Below are 20,061 nucleotides of genomic sequence, written 5' to 3'. Positions count from 1 at the left end.
ATCAGTCTACGTCGTCGTCGCCGCGCTCCCCGGCCGCTTGACGGGCTCCTTCGACGGCGCGCTTCGCGTCGCGGACCCGCTTGCGCAGGTTCTTGTCGGTGATCTGCCGGTCTCCGACGGCGCCGGGCGTCCACAGTTCGACGTCCTCGTCGGCGTAACTCGGCTTCTTCAACGCACGCTTGCGCACGTCGGGCGGCACGGCTCCCGGCGCAAGGCGACGAGCGGTCAGCAGGAACCCGGTATGGGCGACCATGCGGTGATCGGGTCGCACCGCGAGCCCCTCGACGTGCCACCCACGGACCATCGTCTCGGTGGCTTCGGGGTCGGTGAACAGTCCGGAGCCGCGGATGTACTCCGCGACACGGCTGAGCTGCGTCGCGGTCGCGATGTAACAGAGCACGACGCCGCCCGGCGTCAACGCCTCGGCCACCGCATCGATGCACTCCCATGGTGCGAGCATGTCGAGCACGACGCGGTCGACGCTGCCGGGTTCGACGGCGCTGGGCAGCGATTCGACGAGATCGCCCACCACGACCCGCCAGGCGTCGGGACGCTCACCCAGGAAGGTCTCGACGTTCGCCTCGGCGACCTCGGCGAACTCCGCCCGCCGCTCGAACGACACGAGCCTGCCCGACGGGCCGATCGCGCGCAGCAGCCACAGCGACAGCGCGCCCGACCCGACACCGGCCTCGACGACGGTCGCACCGGGGAAGATGTCGGCCGAAGCGAGGATCTGCGCGGCATCCTTCGGATAGACGATCGCCGCTCCCCGCGGCATCGACATGACGAAGTCCCGCAGCAGCGGGCGCAGCGCGAGGTACTCGTGCCCGCCGCTGTTGGTGACGACAGACCCGTCGGGCTGCCCGACGATCGACTCGTGCCGCAGCACCCCGTGATGCGTGTGGAGCTCGCCGCCCTCGCGGAGCGTCACGGTGTGCAGGCGCCCCTTTGGCCCCGTCAACTGGACGCGGTCGCCGAGGCGGAACGGGCCGCTCGGTCGCAGCGCGTTCACAGCGCGGCCCCTGCGCGGTGCTCGGCGTGAAACGCCGCGACGTGCTCAGCCGTGCGCCCTTCCAGCGTCGGCCAGAGGGTGTCGGCGCCGACTTCGTCGAGCGAAACGATGTGCGGCACGCCGATGCTCGGCACCTCGGCCGCCAGCGACGCGCGCAGTCCGTTCGGCGAATCCTCGATCGCGACGGCGTCCTCGGGCGACACGCCGAGGGCGCGGCAGGCCTGCAGATAGGGATCGGGATGCGGCTTGGGTCGCTCGACGTCATCGCCACCGATGACGATGTCGAACGCCTCGAAGCCGATGAGGGAGACGACGATGTCGGCCATCCGTCGCATCGACATCGTGACCAGCGCCGTCTTGACACCGGCCTCGCGCAGGCTGCGCAGCAGCTCCTGGGCGCCGGGTCGGAACGGCGCACCCTGCGTCTGCAGCTGCACCATCACGTCGCTCGTGAGCGTCTGGACGATCTCGTCGACGTCGAGCGACACGCCCGCGTTCTGCAGGATCTTCGCGGCGTCTTCGAGTCCCGACCCGACGAGCTGCAGGGATTCCTCGTGGGTCCACGTGCCGCCGTGGCTCGCGACGAGTCGCTCCTCCGCAGCCATCCAGTAGGGTTCGGTGTCGACCAGGGTGCCGTCCATGTCCCACAGGACCGCGGCAGGGGTAGGGGATGTCACTGATCCATCCTACCGAGCGCGCCGGTCGCGCCCCGGGGGCACCGCCCCGGCGTATCGTGGGGTGATCGACCCCGGCAGCGGAAGGAGCGCAGTGGCGACTCTCGGACAGCGAGTACTCGTAGTGGCCTTCGACGGCTGGAACGACGCCGGCGAAGCGGCCTCGGCCGCCGTCAGCCGCATCCGCACGTCGGGCGACTACACATCGGTGTTCTCGGTCGACCCCGAGCTCTACTTCGACTACCAGTACACGCGGCCGACCATCGGCATGGATGCCGACGGCACGCGAACACTGTCGTGGCCGGAGGCGACCGTGTGGCGACCGAACGCGCCGGCCGACGGTCCGGAGCTGTGGGTGTTGAGCGGGGTCGAGCCCGCCCGCGCCTGGCAGGCCTTCGCCGCGGAGTTCATCGACATCGCCCTCAGCCACGACGTCACAGGGCTCGTCGCGCTGGGATCGATGATGTCGGATGTGCCGCACACCCGACCGATCTCGGTCTTCGCCGGAAGCGAGAACGAGCAGCTGCGTGCCGAGTTCTCTCTGGAGCGCTCGACATACGAGGGGCCCGTCGGCATCCTCAGTGTGTTGTCGGCCGCTGCTGAAGAAGCCGGCATCCCGACTGCGGGGCTCTGGGCGAGCGTGCCGCACTATGTCGCGGGCCACTCCCCCTCGCCGAAGGCGACGCTCGCCCTGCTGTCGAAGCTCGAAGAGCTCACCGGCGCGCACGTCGACCGCGGCGAACTGCCCGCCGAGGCGCTCGCCTGGGAGGCGTCGATCGACGCTGCCGCCGCAGACGACGAGGAGATGACCGAGTACATCCGCCAGCTCGAGCAGACCCGCGACACGTGGGACTCGCCCGAAGCCTCGGGAGACGCCATCGCGCAGGAGTTCGAGAAGTACCTGCGCCGCGGCGGCGACGGCCCGACAAAGCCCGGCCGCGACGACCCGCGCCGCTGACCGGCCGACCGGATCAGTACGGCTGCAGCACCCCGACGCTGAGCAGGATGATCAGCGCGATGCCGAGCAGCACACGGTAGACCACGAACGGCAGGAAGCTGCCGCGCTTGAGGTAGCGCATCAAGAACGCGATGACCGCGAGACCGACACCGAACGCGACGACAGTGGCCGCCGCCGTCTCACCGAGCGAGAACACCGACTGGCCGGGCTCGCGGATCGCCTGGATCAGCTCGTAGACGCCCGAGCCGAACACGGCGGGCACGGCCAGCAGGAATGCCACCTCGGCGGCGGCGGGACGGGTGTAGCCGAGTGCGCGCCCCATCGTCGTGGTCGCGCCGGAACGCGAGACACCGGGAATCAGGGCGAGGGCCTGCGCGAATCCGAGCGCGAGCCCGTGCGGGTAGGTCATGTCGGCCTCGGTGCGCTCACGGCGACCGAGCGCGTCGGCGATGCCGAGGAGGATGCCGAAGACGATCAGCACGACGGCGACGAGCCAGAGATTGCGGAACGTATCGCGGATGACGTCCTGGAAGAGGAACCCGAGCACACCGATCGGCAGCGTGCCGATGATGACGATCCACCCGATGCGCACGTCGGGGTCGTTACGGTCGACCTTGCCCGCCAACGACTGGAACCACTTCGTGATGATGCGCGTGATCTTCTTCCAGAAGTAGACGAGCACGGCAAGCTCGGTGCCGATCTGGGTGATCGCGGTGAACGTGGCGCCGGGGTCTTCTGCAGACGGCAGGAACTCGCCCACGATGCGCAGGTGCGCGCTGGAGGAGATCGGCAGGAACTCGGTCAGTCCCTGGATGATCCCGAGGAAGATCGCCTCGAACAGATCCATGGTGTCCTTCGGGTTTCGGCGCGGTCAGGCGGAGCGGATGAGGTCGGTGAGCACGGCCTGGCCGAACGTCAGCGCGTCGACGGGGACGCGCTCGTCCACCCCATGGAACATACCCGTGAAGTCGAGATCGGACGGAAGGCGCAACGGCGCGAACCCGAACCCGACGATACCGAGCTCGGCGAGGGCCTTGTTGTCGGTGCCGCCGCCCATCAGGTACGGCACGACGGGGACGCCCGGGTCGTGCCGGTTCAGTGCGGCGACCATCCGGTCGACCAGATCGCCGCCGAACGGCACCTCGAGCCCGATGTCGCGGTGGACGACCTCGATCTCGATGTCGTCGCCCACGAGCCGCTGCACTTCGGCGAGGACGGCGTCCTCTTGACCGGGCAGGGTGCGGATGTCGATCGCCGCGACGGCGTTGTCGGGAATGACGTTGTGCTTGTAGCCGGCGGTGAGCCCGGTCGGATTCGTGGTCGTCCGGAAGGTCGAGCTGAGGAATGCGGATGCCGGCCCCGTGGCCGCCGCGACGGCGTCGGGGTCGGTGGGGTCGACGCCCGCCATGCGCGCGAGTTCGTCCACGAGTTCGCGCGTCGTCGCAGTCAATTCGATCGGCCACGACGCACGCCCGAGCGCGGTGACGGCCTCGGCAAGCCGGGTCACGGCGTTGTCATGGTGGAACCGGCTGCCGTGACCTGCGAGGCCGCGGGCGTGCAGACGGATCCAGACGAGCGCCTTCTCCCCGACCTGCAGCAGGTAGGCCCGGCGGTCGCCGACGGCGATCGAGTAGCCCCCGACCTCGCTGATGGCCTCGCTCGCGCCGGCGAACCACTGGGGCCGGTCGCGGACCACCAACTGCGAACCCTCGACCCCGCCGTTCTCCTCGTCGGCGAAGAAGGTCAGGATCAAGTCGCGCTCGGGCTGCTCGCCCCCGCGCAGCAGGTCGGCGACCGACGTGAGGATCATGGCATCCATGTCCTTCATGTCGACGGCGCCGCGGCCCCACAGCATGCCGTCCTTCACGATGCCCGCGAAGGGGTCGACGCTCCAGTCCTCGGCGACGGCGGGCACGACGTCGAGGTGCCCGTGGAGGACGAGCGCAGGCCGGGAACGGTCGCGTCCCGGGATGCGCGCCATCACGTTGGTGCGGCGCGGAACCGGTTCGTAGTACTCCGGGACGAGTCCGAGCGATTCCAGGTACGCGCCGACGTACTCGGCGGCTTCGCGCTCGCCGCGCGAACGACCCTCGCCCCAGTTCGTCGTGTCGAATCGGATCAGATCACGCGCGACGCGCGCCACCTCCGGCAGGTCCGTCTCGGTGCTCTCGGTCATGGCCGTGCTCCCTGTCGTCGCCGTCCGCCGGATATGGAAAAGGCCCCGAGATCGGGGCCTTTTCTCTTGTGCGCGAGGGGGGACTTGAACCCCCACGCCCTATACGGGCACTAGCACCTCAAGCTAGCGCGTCTACCTATTCCGCCACCCGCGCATGGGTGTGTGGTTGTCACCAACCGAAGATCGAGCCTAGCACGTCCGAGCTCGTGCGACGAACCGCGCTCACGCCAGCGACACCCCGAACACGAGCCCCAGCGCGTAGGTGACAGCGGCTGCGCCGAAGCCGATCGCGAGCTGCCGCAGCCCGCGTCGAAGCGGCGGCCCACCCGAGAGCAACCCGACGGTTGCGCCGGTCGCGAGCAACGCGATCCCCACGAGGGCGAGAGCGATCACGACAGCCGGGATGCCGGACAGCCCGAACAGCCACGGCAGCACCGGGATGATGGCACCCGAGGCGAAGAACAGGAAGCTCGAGGCCGCGGCGCCGAAAGCGCCGCCGACCACGTCGTGGTCATGGGCGTCGGCGGCCTCCGGCCCGTACGGGTGCGACGGATCCTGGGTCTGCGCGGCGTGCACGACGCGGCGGGCCCGCGCGAGCGCGTCGGCTTCGGCCATGCCCCGCGTGCGATAGACGAGCGCGAGTTCGTTGGCGTCGAGGTCGAGATCGGGCAGTGCGTCCGCGGCGTCGGCGGACGGCTGGGTGGCATCGAGCAGCTCGCGTTGCGACCGCACCGAGACGAACTCCCCGGCCCCCATCGACAAGGCGCCCGCGAGCAGCCCCGCAACGCCGCTGAAGAGGACGAACTGCGGGGCGACGCCCGTCGCGCCGATGCCCATCACGAGGGCGAGGTTCGAGACGAGTCCGTCGTTGGCCCCGAAGACGGCCGCGCGGAAAGTGCCCGACAGCCGGCGACGGCCGCGAGCAGCGAGGCCCCGGACGACCTCACTGTGCACCTTCTCGTCGGCCGCCATGCGGGCCGTCGCGTAGGGCTCGGTGTCGTACGGCGACCGGCTTTCGGCGTTCTGGGCGAGCGCGAGCACGAAGATCGAGCCGAACCGGCGCGCCATCCACGCCAGCATCCGCGTGCCGATGCCGGGGCTCGGCAGGCGCGTCGGCTCACCGCCCAGCAGCTCGAGCCAGTGCGCCTCGTGACGCCCCTCCGCGTCGGCGAGGGCGAGCAGGATCGCCCGCTCCTCCCCCGACCGGCGGGCGGCGAGTTCGCGGTAGACGCGCGCCTCGGCGCGTTCGTCGACGAGGTACTGCGCCCAGCGGCGACGATCGCGGGCGGTCGGGGTGGCGGGCAGGCTCACGCGGGCTCCGATTCGGGGGCGGGAAGACGCCTTCCACGCTAGCCAGCGGTCGGGGTCCGATCGGACGAAAGCCCCGGATTGCCAGCATTTCGGGGCTCCGAACCGTGCGCGACCGCGCGCAGCAGGCCGCGACGCCCCCGCGCCATGACGGTGGCGTGCGCGAGGCCGAAGACCGGTCGCAGCACCGGCTCGAGCAGTCGCATCCACTGCGTGTGCGCGCGGACGGTCCACACCCAGGTCACGAGGGTGCCGTGCGAGCCCGCGGGCGTGAGTGCGATGCTGCCGCCGCCGACGAGGTCACCTCGGGCGTGCGCCGCCAGGCGCCGCGGCGGATCCACCTCACAGAAGCGCACACGCACCCGCAGCCGGTATCCGAGCGGACTGCGCACCACCAGCATCCGCTCCTCGCCGTCTCGCAGCGGACCCGGCTCGAGACGCACCCCCGGCCACCAGGGCGTCTCGCCGCGCTCGACGGCGTCGGCGATCGCAGCCCAGCACGCGTGCACCTCGAGCGGCACGCTCCAGTGCGAGGTGAACGCGTAGCGGTGGCCGGTCATGGCCGGGAGTGTAGCGGCCGCTCAGGACCGGACGCGCGAGCGAAGGATGTCGATGCGGGACTGCAGCTGCGTGACGGTGGCCTGCGCGACCGCCGGCCCACCGCACACGCGTCGCAGTTCTGCATGCACAGCCCCGTGCGGCTCGCCGCTCTGCCGGGCGTACAGTCCCACGAGGCTGTTCAGCAGCTGCCGCTGTTCGCGCAGCGTCCGGTGCAACGGCGCCGGCACCGCGGTGTCGGACTCGACGGCCTCGCCGCGGTCGCGGGCCTCAGCCTCGGCGGCCTCCCGCACCTTGCGGTGCCGGGACTGGCGGGCCTGCCGCTGCATGAGCAACTCGTGCACGTGCTCGGGTTCGAGCAGGCCCGGCAGTCCCAGGAACTCCTGCTCCTCGGGCGTGCCGGGAACGGCGAGCTGACCGAACTCGCGGCCGTCGAACACGACCCGGTCGAAATGCGCGACCGACCCGAGTGCCTGGTAGGTGAACTCCTCGGTCAGTGCGTCGGATGCCTTGTCTTCGCGCTCGGCCTCGTCGAGCAGGCCGTCCTCGAGGCCGTCGTCGTCACCGTCGGTGTCGCGGTCGAGCGCGTGATCGCGTTCGCGTTCCATCTCGCCGGCGAGCGTGAGCAGCTGCGGCACGTTGGGGAGGAAGACGGATGCCGCCTCGCCGCGGCGTCGGGCACGCACGAAACGCCCGATCGCCTGCGCGAAGAACAGCGGCGTGGAGGCGCTCGTGGCGTAGACGCCGACGGCGAGCCGTGGCACGTCGACGCCTTCGGAGACCATCCGCACCGCGACCATCCAGCGGGAGTCGGTCTGCGAGAACGTTTCGATGCGCCCCGAGGCGGCCTTGTCGTCGGAGAGGACGACGGTGGGCGACTCCCCCGTGATGGTCTTCAGGATCGCAGCGTAGGCGCGCGCGGCGGTCTGATCGGTCGCGATGACCAGGCCACCGGCATCTGGCACGTCCTGCCGCACCTCGGTGAGTCGCTGATCGGCGGAGGTGAGGACCGCGGGGATCCAGTCACCGTCGGGGTCGAGGGCGGTCCGCCACGCCTGGGAGGTGACGTCCTTCGTGTTGTCCTGACCGAGCTGCGCTTCGAGCTCGTCGCCCGCCCGCGTGCGCCAGCGCATCTTGCCCGCATACACGTGGAACAGCACGGGGCGCACGACCCCGTCTTCGAGCGCGCGACCGTAGCCGTAGTTGTAGTCGGTGCGCGAGAGGCGGATGCCCTTCTCGTTCGGGTGGTACTCCACGAACGGGATGGGTGCGGTGTCGCTGCGAAACGGCGTACCGCTGAGCAGCAGGCGGCGGGTCGCGCGACCGTAGGCCTCGCGCAGCGCCTCACCCCAGCTGAGTGCGTCACCGCCGTGGTGCACCTCGTCGAGGATGACCAGCGTGCGCTTGTCGAGCGTGAGGGTCTGGTGCACGGATGCCTTGACGGCGACCTGCGCGTAGGTCACGGCGACACCGTGGTACTGCCTCGACGGCGTGTGATGCCGGTTGCTGAACCGCGGATCGAGTCGGATCGACACGCGCGCGGCCGCATCGGCCCACTGGGTCTTCAGGTGCTCGGTGGGCGCGACAACGACGATCCGGTCGACGACGTTCCGGCGCAGCAGTTCGGATGCCAGGCGCAGGGCGAAGGTCGTCTTTCCGGCGCCCGGGGTCGCGGCGGCGAGGAAGTCACGGGGACCCGATCCCACCCCGTCGGGGCCGTCGGCGGCGAAGTACGCTTCGAGCGCTTCAGCCTGCCAGGCACGCAGGTTCTGCGCCGTTCCCCACGGGGCGCGCTGCGGGAACGACGGAGACAGGTGCTCGGCGGCGAAACTGCCGAAATGCTCCTGTTCCCGTGCCGTCACGAGTGACCACCCTAAACGACCCGTACCCCACCGGCGGCGATCCGACGCGGTTCACCCCCCAGTCCAGGTAGCCTCGATGGCGACCACGAGTCGAGGAAGAGGCAATGCGCAGGAACGACGCGTCGAACGACGAGCACCGCAGTCCGTATATCCCGAACGAGAGCACGCACCCGTGGCGGCGCATGGTCTCGGTGGGCGACTCGTTCACCGAGGGCATCGGCGACCCCGAGCCGTCGCTGCCGGGCGGGCACCGCGGCTGGGCCGACCGCGTCGCCGAAGTGCTCGGCGGGCAGGTCGACGACTTCGCCTACGCGAACCTGGCGGTCCGCGGCAAGCTCATCGGGCAGATCGTCGCCGACCAGATCGAACCGGCCCTCGCGCTGGCGCCCGACCTCGTGACGTTCTCGGCGGGCGGCAACGACGTCATCCGCCCCGGCAGCGACCCCGATGCCGTCGCGCAGCAGTTCGAGGATGCCGTGGCCCGCCTCACCTCGCAGGGCGCCACCGTGATCGTCTTCACCGGGATCGACACCAACTTCACGCCCGTGTTCCGCGGGATCCGTGGCAAGGTCGCGATCTACAACGAGAATATCCGCGGCATCGCCGACCGCTACGACTGCATCGTCGCCGATCAGTGGGCGCTGAAGGACATCCAGGACATGCGGTTCTTCGACGACGACCGGCTGCACCTGAACGCCCTCGGCCACCACGAGGTCGCGCGGATGGTGCTTCGAGCCCTGAACGTGCCGAACGACCTGCAGCCGATGCAGCCCGACCCGCTCCCCTCGCTCACATGGCGCGAGGCGCGCGTGAACGACCTGGTCTGGGCGCGGGCACACCTCGTGCCGTGGGTGCTTCGACGCCTGCGCCACCAGTCCAGCGGCGACAACGTCACGGCTAAGCGGCCCGACGCCGCGCCGATCGGTCTGCCCACGATCGTCGAGGCCCCGGCCGCCGACCGCGCCGCCGGTCGCGGCCAGCAGGCCTGACTCAGCGCAGCGCCCAGAGGGCGACGGCGCTCGCGGCGGCGACGTTGAGGGAGTCGACGCCGCCGGCCATCGGAATCGTCACGATCGTGTCGGCCGCTTCGATCGCGCGTGGTGACAGCCCGTCACCCTCGGCTCCCATCAGCAGCGCCACGCGCTCGGGGCGCGCTGACGCGAATGCATCGAGCGGCACCGCATCGTCGGCGAGCGCGAGTGCGGCGAGATGGAAGCCGGCGGCGTGCAGTTCATCGCGCGCCGCCGGCCACTCCGGTAGCCGCGTCCACGGCACCTGGAACACGGTGCCCATGCTCACCCGCACACTGCGCCGGTAAAGCGGGTCGGCGCATCGGGGTGCGACGAGCACGGCGTCGGCACCGAGTCCGGCTGCGGCGCGGAACGCCGCTCCGACGTTCGTGTGGTCGACGATGTCTTCGAGCACCAGCACGAGTCGGGCATCACGCACGACGTCTGCGACCGCGGGCAGCGCGGGGCGGTGCATGGCCGCGAGTGCCCCACGATGCACGGCGTAGCCGGTCAGCTGCTCGGCGACGACGTCACTGACGACGAGCACCGGCGCATCACCCGCGAGTTCGGCGACATCGCCCAGCCACTTCTCCTGTACGAGCACCGAGCGCACACGGTGCCCCGCCGCCACCGCTCGAGCGATGACCTTCGCCGACTCGGCGATGTACAGCCCCTCCTCGGGCTCACGAACACGGCGGAGGGCGACATCGGTCAGGTCGCGGTAGTCCGACAGTCGCGGATCGGCGGGGTCGGCGATGCGGACGGGTTGCATCCGCCCACTTTCGCACGCGCCGTAACCTGCGCGAAAACCGGGCCGCGTAGGCTCAGGGCCATGACCGCGCTCCTCGGCTTCGACCCCGCGACCACGGCTGCCGTCGGCCGCGCGGTCGATGCACTCGCCGGGCGGCGCATCGCCGTGCTCACGGGCGCCGGCGTCTCGACCGACTCCGGCATCCCCGACTACCGCGGCAAGGGCGCGCCGACCCGCACGCCGATGACCGTGCAGCAGTTTCTGGGCAGCGAAGAGGCACGGCGCCGGTACTGGATCGGCAGCCACCTCGGGTGGCGCACGTTCGCGGCGTCGCAGCCCAACGGCGGACACGCGGCGCTCGCCGAGCTGGAGGCGACGGGGGTCGCCACCGGTGTCATCACTCAGAACGTCGACGGGCTGCATGTGCGCGCCGGCAGCCGACGCGTCGTCGAGCTCCACGGGACGATGCGGCGTGTCTTCTGCACCCGTTGCGGGCAGGTGTTCGACCGGCGTGACCTCGCCGCGCGCGTCGAGCACGAGAACCCGTGGATCACCGTGCCCGACAGCGTCGATCTCGGCCCGGACGGCGATGTGCTGCCGTCGTCGAGTGACGGGTTCATCGTGCCCACCTGCAGCGTCTGCACCGGCATGCTCAAGCCCGACGTCGTCTTCTTCGGCGAGTTCATCCCCACCGAGAAGTTCCACGAGGCCGAGCAGCTCGTGCGTTCGAGCGACGCCCTGCTGGTGGCGGGGTCGTCGCTCGTGGTCAACTCCGGCATCCGGCTCGTCGAACGCGCGCGCCGTCGCAAGCTGCCTGTCGTCATCGTCAACCGCGGGCAGACCCGCGCCGATGCGAAGGCCACCGTCAAGATCGACGCCGGCACGACCGAGGTGCTGCAGCAGCTCTCGCGGGCCCTCGGCGCCCTGGGCTGAACCACGCCGCGGCACGCGTAGGCTCGACAGGGTGACCACCCTCACTCTCGTCCGCCACGGACAGACCGACTGGAACGCGCAGCGCCGCATCCAGGGGTCCGCCGACATCCCGCTCAACGACACCGGCCGCGAGCAGGCTCGAGAAGCCGCCGCCGGCCTGCGGCACCTCGTCGACGGCGACCCGCTCGTCGTCGTTTCGAGCGATCTGTCGCGCGCGCACGAGACGGCGCTGCTCATCGCCGCCGAACTCGGCGTCGACGCGCCGGCGACGTATCCCCAACTGCGCGAACGCAACTACGGCGAAGCCGAAGGGCTCGGCATCGACGAGTTCCACGAACGCTGGGGCGACTGGCATGTCGCCCAGGTGCCCGGCGCCGAGACGTGGACCGACGTGCGCACCCGTGCGCTGTCGGGTCTGCGTGCGGCGATTCGCGACGCACGTCACGCGACCGCCCCGCAGGCGCCGTCGCTCATCGTCGTCTCGCACGGGGCGCTCATCCGCGAGCTCATCCGGCACGCGACGGGCGGTGCGTTCCCGGCCGAGGGCGAACGCCTGGCCAACGGATCCGCGCACACGTTCTTGATGGAACGTGACCGGCTCAGCCTGCTCTCGTACGCCGCCTACCCAGCCTGATCGCGCGCGACGAGCGTGCGGGCGTGCCGCAGCACCGGCTCGTCGACCATGCGCCCGCCGTGCGAGAAGACGCCGGGCTGCCCATCCGCAGCCGCGAGCACACCCCGCGCCCAGGCGAGATCCTTCGGATCGGGACGGTACGCGGCACGGATGGTCTCGACCTGCCCCGGGTGGATGCAGGCGGTCGCAGCGAATCCGCTTGCTGCCGCGTCCGCGGCTTCGCGCGCGAGCCCGGCCTCGTCGGCGATGTCGAGGTGCACCGCGTCGATGGCCGCCTTGCCCGCGGCTGCGGCGGCCAGCAGCACGCGCGAGCGTGCGGCCCGCGCCACGTCGCGGTAGCGCCCTTTCGCGGTGCGGCTGGACGTGCCGCCGAGGGATGCGACGAGGTCTTCTGCACCCCACATGAGCGCGACGACGTTCTCGAGGCCGGCGATCTTCTCGGATGCGACGACGCCTTTGGCCGTCTCGCACAGCGCGACGATGTCGAACCGGGCGTCGATGCGCGCGATCTTTTTCGCCGATTCGGCCTTCGCGAGCATGATCGTGCGGAAGTCGGTCTGCGAGAGCGTGGCGATGTCGGATTCGAAGTCGGCGCTGCCGACGGAGTTGACACGCACGATGACGCGTTCGGGGTCGACGTGGGCGTCGATGAGCGCGCCACGGGCGGCCTGTTTCGCGGCCGGCGCGACGGCGTCTTCGAGATCGAGGATGACGGCGTCGGAGCGCACGAGTGCTTTGCCGAACCGCTCGGGTCGGTCGGCCGGGCAGAACAGCAGTGCCGGTCCGAGCGCGAATGCACTCATGATTCCTCCTCAGCAGCCGGCGACGCCCACATGAGGGCCGTTCGGGTGGCGACCGCGACGACCTCGCCGTCTTGATTGCGGCCGGTGTGGCGCATCGTGACGATGCCCTGCCCGGGGCGTGAGCGCGATGGCCGCGCCTCGACGATCTCGGTCGAGGTGTACAGGGTGTCGCCCGCGAACAGCGGATGCGGGAACGAGATGTCGCCGAGGCCGAGCTGTGCGACGAGCGTGCCCTGCGTGAGCTGGGTGACCGAGGCGCCGACCATCGTGGCGAGTGTCCACATCGAGTTGATGAGCGGTTTGCCGAACGGCTGGGTCGCCGAGTAGGCGGCATCCAAGTGCAGGGCCTGGCTGTTCATGGTGAGGGTGGTGAACAGGACGTTGTCGGCCTCGGTCGCGGTGCGTCCGGGGCGGTGTGCGTAGACGGTGCCCACCTCGAACTCGTCGAAGAACAGTCCCCGCTGCACGATTTCGGTCACGCTGTCACGCTACCCGGCAAGGCCCAGTTCGCGCGCGATGACGAGCAGTTGCACTTCGCTCGTCCCCTCACCGATCTCGAGGATCTTCGAGTCGCGGTAGTGCCGGGCGACGGGGAACTCGTTCATGAACCCGTTGCCGCCGAAGATCTGCGTCGCGTCGCGGGCGTTGTCCATCGCCGCGTCGCTCGCGGTGAGCTTTGCGATGGCCGCGGCGCCCTTGAAGGGGCGCCCCTCATCACGCAGTCGCGCTGCGTGATGCCACGCGAGTCGGGCGTTGTGCACGCGCAGCTGCATGCGGGCGATCATGAACTGGATCGCCTGCCGTTGCGAGAGCACCTCGCCGAACACGGTGCGGGTCTTCGCGTGTTCGATGGCGGCGTCCAGGCATCCCTCGGCGGCTCCGGTCGACAGCGCGGCGATCGCGATGCGGCCCTCGTCGAGGATGTGCAGGAAGTTCGCGAACCCGCGTCCGCGCTCCCCCAGCAGATTGGCTTCGGGTACGCGTGCGCCGTCGAAGGTGAGTGGATGCGTGTCGCTCGCGTGCCAGCCCACCTTGTCGTAGGCGGGTTCGACGGTGAATCCCGGGGTGCCGGAGGGCACGATGATCGTCGAGATCTCCTTGCGGTCACCGTCGCGCCCCGTCACAGCGGTCACCGTCACGAAGCGGGTGATCGGCGTGCCCGAGTTGGTGATGAACTGCTTGGCGCCGTTGATGACCCACTCGCCGCCGTCGAGCGTCGCCGTGGTGCGGGTGGCACCGGCATCGGACCCGGCGTCGGGTTCGGTGAGCCCGAAGCCTGCCAGGGCACGCCCGGCGAGCAGGTCGGGCAGCAGCTCTGCCTTCTGCGCGTCGGTGCCGAACCGGTGGATCGGCATGGCGCCGAGGCTGACGCCTGCCTCGAGGGTGATCGCGATCGATTGGTCGACGCGCGCGAGCGCTTCGATCGCCAGGCACAGCGCGAGGTAGTCGCCACCCTGCCCGCCGTGCTCATCGGGGAAGGGCAGTCCGAACAGGCCGAGGTCGCCCATCTGGGCGACGATGTCCATCGGCAGCGTCTTCGTGCGGTCGGCTTCGTAGGCGACCGGGGCGACCTGCTCATCGGCGAATGCGCGCACCATGCGCGCGAGTTCGACGTGGTCCTCTTCCAGCCCGTAGTCGGTGAGCTCGAACGTCATTTCTGTTCCTCTCCAGCGTGATGCGCCGTGACGTCTGCCAGCAGTTCGTCGCGGCGCACCTGCGCGCCGCTGCTGACGTGGATCCGTGCGACGCCGTCGTGGGGCGCCGTCACGGTGTGCTCCATCTTCATGGCCTCGATGGTCACGAGGCGGGTTCCTGCGGTGACGACGTCGCCGTCGGTGACGTGCACCGCGACGACGGTGCCGGGCATGGGGGCGCGCAGTTCGGGAGCCGCCGCATCCGCCCCTCGTCCGGCCGCTGCGAGGCGCGACAGCATCGCGGCGCGCCGGCCGACCGGCTCAAGCCGGTGCGCTCCGCCGTCGGCGTGCACCCAGACGGCGCCGTCCGCATCGGCAATCGCTTCCGGCTCGGCGGGGTCGCCGACCGGCACAGCGTGCACGGCACCCGTCGCGTCGCGCAGCAAGACCGTGTCGGTGGTGGGCGCCCCGCTTCGGAACCCGGTCAGCTCGCCCCACACGCCGTGCGCACGCGGGCGTGACGCCGCCACCAGTGCCGCTGCTGCTGCGAGGGCGGCCTCGGGTGCCGGCACGGGTTCGGGCGGCGGCATCCGATCGATGAGCCCGGTGTCCATATCGCCCGCGCGCACGGGCGGGTCAGCGATCAATGCGCGCAGGAACCGGATGCCGGTGTCCACACCGAGCAGCACCGTCTCGGCGAGCGCCGTGTCGAGCCGGTTCAGCGCAGTTGCCCGATCCTCGGCGACAGCGATGACCTTGGCGATCATCGGGTCGTAGTCGGCCGTGACGACCGATCCGGTCTCGACGCCACCGTCGGTGCGGGCGCCCTCCGCAGCGCGCCACCGCAGCACCTCACCGGTCGCGGGCAGAAAGCCGCGCTCAGGGCTCTCGGCGTACACGCGGGCCTCGATCGCGTGGCCGCGCAGCCGGATGTCGTCCTGCACGAACGGGAGCGGCTCCCCCGCCGCGATGCGCACCTGCTGTTCGACGAGGTCGACGCCGGTGACCTCTTCGGTGACCGGGTGTTCGACCTGCAGGCGCGTGTTCATCTCGATGAAGAAGCACTCATCGGGGCGGTCGCCGGGCACCAGGAACTCGACCGTGCCGGCACCGCGGTAGTCGACGCTGGCAGCGGCGGCGCAGGCAGCCGCGCCGAGACGGGCACGCATGGCGTCGTCGACCAGCGGCGACGGCGCCTCCTCGATGACCTTCTGATGGCGGCGCTGCAGGGTGCACTCGCGTTCACCGAGATGCACGATCCCGCCGTGCTCGTCGGCGAGCACCTGCACTTCGATGTGGCGGGGCTTCTCGATGAGCCGCTCCAGCAGCAGCGTGTCGTCGCCGAATGCGGCCCGCGCCACACGGCGTGCCCCGGCGAGCGCATCGAGAAGCTCGGCTGCACTGCGGACGACCTGCATCCCCTTGCCACCGCCGCCGGCGGACGGCTTGACCAGGAGCGGGTAGCCGACGTCGTCGGCGCGAGCGGCGATATCGGCGTCGTCGATTCCCGCGGCGCTGAAGCCGGGAACCGTCGGCACGTCGAACGCCTCCACCTGCGCCTTCGCGCGGATCTTGTCGCCCATGACCTCCAGCGCACGCTCACCCGGGCCGATGAAGACGATGCCCGCGGCGGCGCACGCGCGGGCGAATGCGACGTTCTCGGAGAGGAACCCGTAGCCGGGGTGGATCGCCTGCGCGCCGGTGGCACGGGCTGCACCGACGACGGCATCCACATCGAGGTACGACGACGATGCCGCTGCCGGTCCGATGCGCACGGCGACGTCGGCCTCGCGCACGTGTGGGGCGTCGGTGTCGGCGTCGCTGTACACGGCGACCGAACGGATGCCGAGCCGGCGCAGCGTCCGGATGACACGGCGGGCGATCTCGCCGCGGTTGGCGACGAGCACGGTGGTGAAGGGGGGCTGAGGCACGGTGATCACATCCGGAAGATGCCGAAGCGGGGCTCGGGCAGGGGCGTGCGGGAGCAGACGTCGAGGGCGAGGCCGAGCAGATCTCGGGTGTGCAGCGGATCGACGATGCCGTCGTCCCACAGCCTGGCGGTTGCGTAATACGGGGAACCCTGTTGCTCGAACTGCGCGCGCACGGGTGCTTCGAAGGCCGCCTTGGCCTCGGCATCCCATTCCTCGCCGGCCGCGGCGAGTTGGTCGCCCTTGACAGTCGACAGCACCGAGGCCGCCTGCGGACCGCCCATCACCGAGATGCGGCTGGCGGGCCACGACCACAGGAACCGAGGCGAGTACGCCCTGCCGCACATGGAGTAGTTGCCTGCGCCGAACGAGCCACCGATGATGACGGTGAGCTTGGGCACGCGCGTCGTGGCGACGGCGGTGACCATCTTGGCGCCGTCTTTCGCGATGCCGCCGGCCTCGGCATCCCGCCCCACCATGAACCCGGTGATGTTCTGCAGGAACAGCAACGGCACACCGCGCTGGTCGCACAGCTCGATGAAGTGCGCGCCCTTCAACGCGGACTCGCCGAAGAGGATGCCGTTGTTCGCGACGATCCCGACCGGGTGCCCGTGGATGCGCGCGAACCCGGTGACCAGCGTGGTGCCGTACTCGCGTTTGAACTCGTGGAACTCGCTGCCGTCGACCAGGCGCCCGATGACCTCGTGCACGTCATACGGCTGGTTGACGTCGACCGGCACGACACCGTCGAGCTCAGTAGGGTCCATGAGCGGTTCGACGCTGTCGGCCACCTCCCACACCGGCGCGACCGGTGCGGGCAGGGTCGCGACGATGTCGCGGACGATCTCGAGCGCGTGCTCGTCGTCTTCGGCGAGGTGGTCGACGACCCCCGAGGTGCGGGCGTGCAGTTCTCCGCCACCGAGCTCTTCGGCGGTGACGACCTCACCGATCGCTGCTTTCACGAGCGGCGGTCCGCCCAGAAAGATCGTGCCCTGGCCCCGCACGATGACGGTCTCGTCGCTCATCGCGGGGACATACGCGCCGCCTGCGGTGCAGGAGCCGAGGACGGCGGCGATCTGCGGAATGCCGGCGGCCGACAGCCTGGCCTGGTTGTAGAAGATGCGCCCGAAGTGGTCGCGGTCGGGGAACACCTCATCCTGCTTGGGCAGGAACGCGCCCCCGGAGTCGACGAGGCTGATGCACGGCAGGCGATTCTCGAGGGCGACCTCCTGCGCGCGCAGGTGCTTCTTGACGGTCATCGGATAGTACGTGCCGCCCTTGACGGTCGCATCGTTGCAGATGACCATGACGTGCCGCCCGTGCACCAGGCCGATCCCCGCGATCACCCCCGCGGCCGGCGCGTCGCCGTCATAGAGTCCTTCGGCGGCGAGGGGCGCGAGTTCGATGAAGGGACTCCCCTCGTCGAGCAATCGGGAGACCCGGTCGCGCGGGAGCAGCTTGCCGCGTGCCGTGTGACGTAAACGTGCACGCTCGGGTCCGCCGGCGGCGGTACGGTCGAGTCGTTCGCGCAGTGCTGCGGCAGCGGCGCGCTGTCCGTCGCGGTTCCTGTTGAAGGCGTCGTCGTGTGCGGCGGCGCCGGTGAGCGTTGCCATGGCATCTCCGTCGATGTCACAATCCGGTCTCATCGTCTGGCGGCCCCGCCGGACGATCGGTTAGTGTGCACTAACTCGATGCATCCCAGGTTAGCGAGGATTAACTGAGATGGCAAGCACTCCAGACACGACCCCGCGCGAGCGCGCGAAGGCCGATCGATCTGCCGCGCTTCTGCGTGAAGCTGCACGACTGTTCGCCGCAAAGGGATTCGACGGCGTGAGCCTCGAAGACCTCGGGTCAGCGGTCGGCATCACGGGCCCGGCCGTGTACCGCCACTTCCGCAGCAAACAGGCCCTGCTCGGAGCGCTGCTGCAGCGCACCAGTGAACGCCTGCTCGACGGTGGGCGTGCCGTCGTCGACGCGCACGGGACCGCGACCGATCAGTTGCGCGCACTCGTCGCATTCCACGTGGACTTCGCCGTCGACGAGAGCGACGTCATCCGCGCCCAGGACCGCGGCCTCGGCCGCCTCGAACAGGATGACCGTCGAGAAGTGCGACGGCTGCAACGCGAGTACATCGATCTGTGGATCGACGTCCTCTCGCACCTCCACCCCGGTGCCAGTCGCGACCGACTCCGCGTCCAAGCGCATGCCGGGTTCGGGCTCATCAACTCGACACCGCACTCACTGCGCGCGCTGCGCACCGCCCACGACGACGGCGAAGTGCGAGAGATCCTCGCCGCAGCCGCCTACGCGGCACTGACCGCCGGTCACTGATCGCGGCCGGGCGCGCCGAGGCCGCCATGCGCCTGCTCTCGCGATCGCGGAGACGTCAGTCGCTAACCGTGCAGGCAACCCGTGAGGCTTGTGGCCGTGCTCGAATCGCACGTGCTTCGCGTCCACTGAGGGTCTCCGCCCCACGAATCGAAGGCGTTCGTGGTGTAGACGGTGACATCGGAGCCCTCCGCTGCGAACGCGAAGGACACGATCGGGTCGCCTTCGGTGGTGGGGAAGCTCCAGGCGAGCTGCGCGCGCTCGCCCGAACCGGCAGCCGCGGCCAGGCACTCGACCGCCTCAGTCGGAATTGCTTCTCCCTGACCGAGGACGAACGCTCCACAGCTCGCGCCGGCATCGCTTGCCCGGACCTCGTCCGGAGCATCTGCCAGCGCCTTCGCCGCCTCGATCGGATCATCGTCGGGCGCGCGCGGGATCGGACCGGACTGCGCGCAGGCGGAAAGGAGCGAGACAGCGGCAATGACGGCGAGGATGCCGTCGAGCTTCAAAGCGCGGCCTCGTTTCCCGATGTCACCCATACGGATCAAGGTAGCCGGTGGATCGTGTTCGAGTCGCGGTCCCTCAACGAGCATTTTCTCTGCAGCCGCGACTGACCCCAGCGGGAGAAGTTCGACCGCACGCGACGTGTGCGATCACGACTCGGAAACCGCTCTCGCAGCTACACCGCCGACCCGAGCCCCGTACAAGACGAATCCGAGCACGACGAGCGCGGCGGCCAGCACGCCGATGAGCACCACCGGCATCGAGACGGGAAGGAGTGCGAAGGCCCCACTCAGGATGCTGACCACTCCGGCGCACACCGTCACACCCCGCGCACGCATATGCGCTGCAAGCCAGGCTTCGTCGCTCACCATCGTGCTGGGAATCCGAATGCCGGCGAGCTGGTTGCGCTTCAGACGTCCGGACGCCGCCGCATTCGCCATCCACACGAGAAGGACGCCCGCGACGACCATGACGGCGCACAACACCACTCTCGCGACCCACTCGTTCTCCACCGCTCCACGCTATCGCGGCTTGAATGTCGTAGGTATGTTCTAATGTCGAAGGCATGAAGGACGCGCTCGCCGGCATCACCGAGGCCCTCGCCGCGCTCGCTGCGGCGGGTGGTGATGGTGAGCCGGGCGGGCTCGCTCCTGGGGAGTTGCTCGCGGTGAATCGTGCGTTCGGGGAGTTGAAGCGGCATGTGGATGCCGCGTACGCGCCGGTCGCGGCCGAGGTGGCACGGCAGTCCCGTGTCGAACTCGGGAAGGACTCCCTCGCCCGGCGGCAGGGGTTCCGGTCGCCGGTGTCGATGATCCAGGCGACCACCGGCGCATCGGTTGGTGAAGCGATCAAGATCGTGCAGGTCGGTGAAGCCACCGCACCCCGCATCTCGCTCACCGGTGAACGGATGCCGTGCAAGCACCCGCACGTCGGCGACGCCGTCACGGCGGGCCGGTTGGGGATGGCGGCGGCGTCGGCGATCGTGACG

Annotated in this window: 20 protein-coding genes, 1 tRNA gene and 1 pseudogene; 6 read left to right on the top strand and 16 right to left on the bottom strand. The window is 70.1% G+C overall.

The features are described from left to right. Position 1: 1 nt before the first annotated feature. Both ACSF8R_RS07100 and ACSF8R_RS07095 read right to left on the bottom strand, forming a co-directional pair. On the bottom strand, positions 2–1,012 hold the full coding sequence (locus ACSF8R_RS07100; RefSeq protein WP_434811166.1) for a tRNA (adenine-N1)-methyltransferase: 1,011 nt from the start codon (positions 1,010–1,012) through the stop codon (positions 2–4). Then, entirely contained in the window at positions 1,009–1,689 is a 681-nt protein-coding gene (locus ACSF8R_RS07095; protein ID WP_434811165.1) for an HAD family hydrolase, read from the bottom strand. Before ACSF8R_RS07095 ends, ACSF8R_RS07100 begins: the two co-directional genes overlap by 4 nt. A 91-nt stretch (positions 1,690–1,780) precedes the next feature. Here ACSF8R_RS07095 and ACSF8R_RS07090 point away from each other — a divergent pair, with 91 nt between their 5' ends. Beyond that, on the top strand, positions 1,781–2,644 hold the full coding sequence (locus tag ACSF8R_RS07090; protein WP_434811164.1) for a PAC2 family protein: 864 nt from the start codon (positions 1,781–1,783) through the stop codon (positions 2,642–2,644). A 13-nt stretch (positions 2,645–2,657) separates the two neighbouring features. On the opposite strand, the gene ACSF8R_RS07085 is transcribed toward ACSF8R_RS07090, so the two are convergent. The 6 genes from ACSF8R_RS07085 to ACSF8R_RS07060 all read right to left on the bottom strand — a co-directional run bounded on the left by ACSF8R_RS07085 (position 2,658) and on the right by ACSF8R_RS07060 (position 8,548). Further along, positions 2,658–3,491 (bottom strand): undecaprenyl-diphosphate phosphatase, encoded by an 834-nt coding sequence (locus ACSF8R_RS07085; RefSeq protein ID WP_434811163.1) that lies wholly within the window; start codon positions 3,489–3,491, stop codon positions 2,658–2,660. A gap of 24 nt (positions 3,492–3,515) precedes the next feature. After that, a complete protein-coding gene (locus ACSF8R_RS07080) occupies positions 3,516–4,820 on the bottom strand; it encodes a M20/M25/M40 family metallo-hydrolase (RefSeq protein WP_434811162.1) in 1,305 nt (434 codons plus the stop codon). 69 nt (positions 4,821–4,889) lie between these two features. After that, positions 4,890–4,974: transfer RNA gene (locus ACSF8R_RS07075), tRNA-Leu, on the bottom strand. A 68-nt stretch (positions 4,975–5,042) separates the two neighbouring features. Then, positions 5,043–6,131, bottom strand: a complete 1,089-nt coding sequence (locus ACSF8R_RS07070) for a VIT1/CCC1 transporter family protein (RefSeq protein WP_434811161.1) — start codon at positions 6,129–6,131, stop codon at positions 5,043–5,045. 38 nt (positions 6,132–6,169) lie between these two features. Beyond that, a complete protein-coding gene (locus ACSF8R_RS07065; protein WP_434811160.1) occupies positions 6,170–6,688 on the bottom strand; it encodes a hypothetical protein in 519 nt (172 codons plus the stop codon). Between the two features lie 21 nt (positions 6,689–6,709). Continuing rightward, complete coding sequence (locus ACSF8R_RS07060; protein WP_434811159.1) at positions 6,710–8,548, bottom strand: DEAD/DEAH box helicase; 1,839 nt, start codon at positions 8,546–8,548, stop codon at positions 6,710–6,712. 104 nt (positions 8,549–8,652) lie between these two features. Between ACSF8R_RS07060 and ACSF8R_RS07055 the strand changes: the two genes are divergently transcribed. Beyond that, positions 8,653–9,537 carry an SGNH/GDSL hydrolase family protein gene (locus ACSF8R_RS07055; protein ID WP_434811158.1) on the top strand — a complete coding sequence of 295 codons (885 nt, stop codon included), beginning with the start codon at positions 8,653–8,655 and terminating at the stop codon, positions 9,535–9,537. Between the two features lies 1 nt (position 9,538). Here ACSF8R_RS07055 and ACSF8R_RS07050 read toward each other — a convergent pair whose 3' ends face one another. Further along, on the bottom strand, positions 9,539–10,330 hold the full coding sequence (locus ACSF8R_RS07050) for a TrmH family RNA methyltransferase (protein ID WP_434811157.1): 792 nt from the start codon (positions 10,328–10,330) through the stop codon (positions 9,539–9,541). 60 nt (positions 10,331–10,390) lie between these two features. On the opposite strand from ACSF8R_RS07050, the gene ACSF8R_RS07045 reads away from it, so the two are divergent. Together ACSF8R_RS07045 and ACSF8R_RS07040 are read left to right on the top strand one after the other, a co-directional pair. Beyond that, positions 10,391–11,242, top strand: a complete 852-nt coding sequence (locus ACSF8R_RS07045; RefSeq protein WP_434811156.1) for a Sir2 family NAD-dependent protein deacetylase — start codon at positions 10,391–10,393, stop codon at positions 11,240–11,242. Between the two features lie 31 nt (positions 11,243–11,273). Further along, complete coding sequence (locus tag ACSF8R_RS07040; RefSeq protein WP_434811155.1) at positions 11,274–11,876, top strand: histidine phosphatase family protein; 603 nt, start codon at positions 11,274–11,276, stop codon at positions 11,874–11,876. On the opposite strand, the gene ACSF8R_RS07035 is transcribed toward ACSF8R_RS07040, so the two are convergent. Genes ACSF8R_RS07035 through ACSF8R_RS07015 form a run of 5 tightly spaced genes read right to left on the bottom strand, consistent with a single transcriptional unit; the run spans position 11,864 to position 17,854 of the window. After that, the gene (locus ACSF8R_RS07035) at positions 11,864–12,679 is read right to left on the bottom strand and encodes an HpcH/HpaI aldolase/citrate lyase family protein (RefSeq protein WP_434811154.1); all 816 of its coding nucleotides are present in this window, start codon (positions 12,677–12,679) and stop codon (positions 11,864–11,866) included. The genes ACSF8R_RS07040 and ACSF8R_RS07035 overlap by 13 nt on opposite strands. Then, on the bottom strand, positions 12,676–13,158 hold the full coding sequence (locus ACSF8R_RS07030; protein ID WP_434811153.1) for a MaoC family dehydratase: 483 nt from the start codon (positions 13,156–13,158) through the stop codon (positions 12,676–12,678). The genes ACSF8R_RS07035 and ACSF8R_RS07030 overlap by 4 nt, the downstream gene beginning before the upstream one ends. A gap of 9 nt (positions 13,159–13,167) precedes the next feature. Then, positions 13,168–14,334, bottom strand: a complete 1,167-nt coding sequence (locus tag ACSF8R_RS07025) for an acyl-CoA dehydrogenase family protein (RefSeq protein ID WP_434811152.1) — start codon at positions 14,332–14,334, stop codon at positions 13,168–13,170. Further along, on the bottom strand, positions 14,331–16,244 hold the full coding sequence (locus ACSF8R_RS07020) for a biotin carboxylase N-terminal domain-containing protein (protein WP_434811151.1): 1,914 nt from the start codon (positions 16,242–16,244) through the stop codon (positions 14,331–14,333). Before ACSF8R_RS07020 ends, ACSF8R_RS07025 begins: the two co-directional genes overlap by 4 nt. A gap of 5 nt (positions 16,245–16,249) precedes the next feature. Then, positions 16,250–17,854: a carboxyl transferase domain-containing protein gene (locus ACSF8R_RS07015; protein ID WP_434811150.1), complete on the bottom strand. Its 1,605-nt coding sequence runs from the start codon at positions 17,852–17,854 to the stop codon at positions 16,250–16,252. A gap of 109 nt (positions 17,855–17,963) precedes the next feature. On the opposite strand from ACSF8R_RS07015, the gene ACSF8R_RS07010 reads away from it, so the two are divergent. Further along, the gene (locus ACSF8R_RS07010) at positions 17,964–18,572 is read left to right on the top strand and encodes a TetR/AcrR family transcriptional regulator (protein ID WP_434811149.1); all 609 of its coding nucleotides are present in this window, start codon (positions 17,964–17,966) and stop codon (positions 18,570–18,572) included. Between the two features lie 62 nt (positions 18,573–18,634). Here the strand turns inward: ACSF8R_RS07010 and ACSF8R_RS07005 are convergent, their stop codons facing one another. Both ACSF8R_RS07005 and ACSF8R_RS07000 read right to left on the bottom strand, forming a co-directional pair. Next, the gene (locus tag ACSF8R_RS07005; protein WP_434811148.1) at positions 18,635–19,108 is read right to left on the bottom strand and encodes a hypothetical protein; all 474 of its coding nucleotides are present in this window, start codon (positions 19,106–19,108) and stop codon (positions 18,635–18,637) included. Positions 19,109–19,222: 114 nt separating this feature from the next. Further along, complete coding sequence (locus ACSF8R_RS07000; protein ID WP_434811147.1) at positions 19,223–19,585, bottom strand: SdpI family protein; 363 nt, start codon at positions 19,583–19,585, stop codon at positions 19,223–19,225. Positions 19,586–19,638: 53 nt separating this feature from the next. Here ACSF8R_RS07000 and ACSF8R_RS06995 point away from each other — a divergent pair. Further along, positions 19,639–20,061: pseudogene (locus ACSF8R_RS06995) on the top strand (HNH endonuclease); the annotation flags it as partial.

This window comes from Microbacterium sp. bgisy189, from assembly GCF_965345345.1.
GTDB lineage: Bacteria > Actinomycetota > Actinomycetes > Actinomycetales > Microbacteriaceae > Microbacterium.
This window is presented reverse-complemented; position numbering and strand designations above follow the sequence as displayed.

Coding starts and splice junctions, on each gene's coding strand:
- ACSF8R_RS07065 (WP_434811160.1), bottom strand. CDS start 6,688: ATGACCGGCCACCGCTACGCGTTCACCTCGCACTGGAGCGTGCCGCTC.
- ACSF8R_RS07085 (WP_434811163.1), bottom strand. CDS start 3,491: ATGGATCTGTTCGAGGCGATCTTCCTCGGGATCATCCAGGGACTGACC.
- ACSF8R_RS07025 (WP_434811152.1), bottom strand. CDS start 14,334: ATGACGTTCGAGCTCACCGACTACGGGCTGGAAGAGGACCACGTCGAA.
- ACSF8R_RS07050 (WP_434811157.1), bottom strand. CDS start 10,330: ATGCAACCCGTCCGCATCGCCGACCCCGCCGATCCGCGACTGTCGGAC.
- ACSF8R_RS07080 (WP_434811162.1), bottom strand. CDS start 4,820: ATGACCGAGAGCACCGAGACGGACCTGCCGGAGGTGGCGCGCGTCGCG.
- ACSF8R_RS07035 (WP_434811154.1), bottom strand. CDS start 12,679: ATGAGTGCATTCGCGCTCGGACCGGCACTGCTGTTCTGCCCGGCCGAC.
- ACSF8R_RS07055 (WP_434811158.1), top strand. CDS start 8,653: ATGCGCAGGAACGACGCGTCGAACGACGAGCACCGCAGTCCGTATATC.
- ACSF8R_RS07045 (WP_434811156.1), top strand. CDS start 10,391: ATGACCGCGCTCCTCGGCTTCGACCCCGCGACCACGGCTGCCGTCGGC.
- ACSF8R_RS07010 (WP_434811149.1), top strand. CDS start 17,964: ATGGCAAGCACTCCAGACACGACCCCGCGCGAGCGCGCGAAGGCCGAT.
- ACSF8R_RS07005 (WP_434811148.1), bottom strand. CDS start 19,108: ATGGGTGACATCGGGAAACGAGGCCGCGCTTTGAAGCTCGACGGCATC.
- ACSF8R_RS07015 (WP_434811150.1), bottom strand. CDS start 17,854: ATGGCAACGCTCACCGGCGCCGCCGCACACGACGACGCCTTCAACAGG.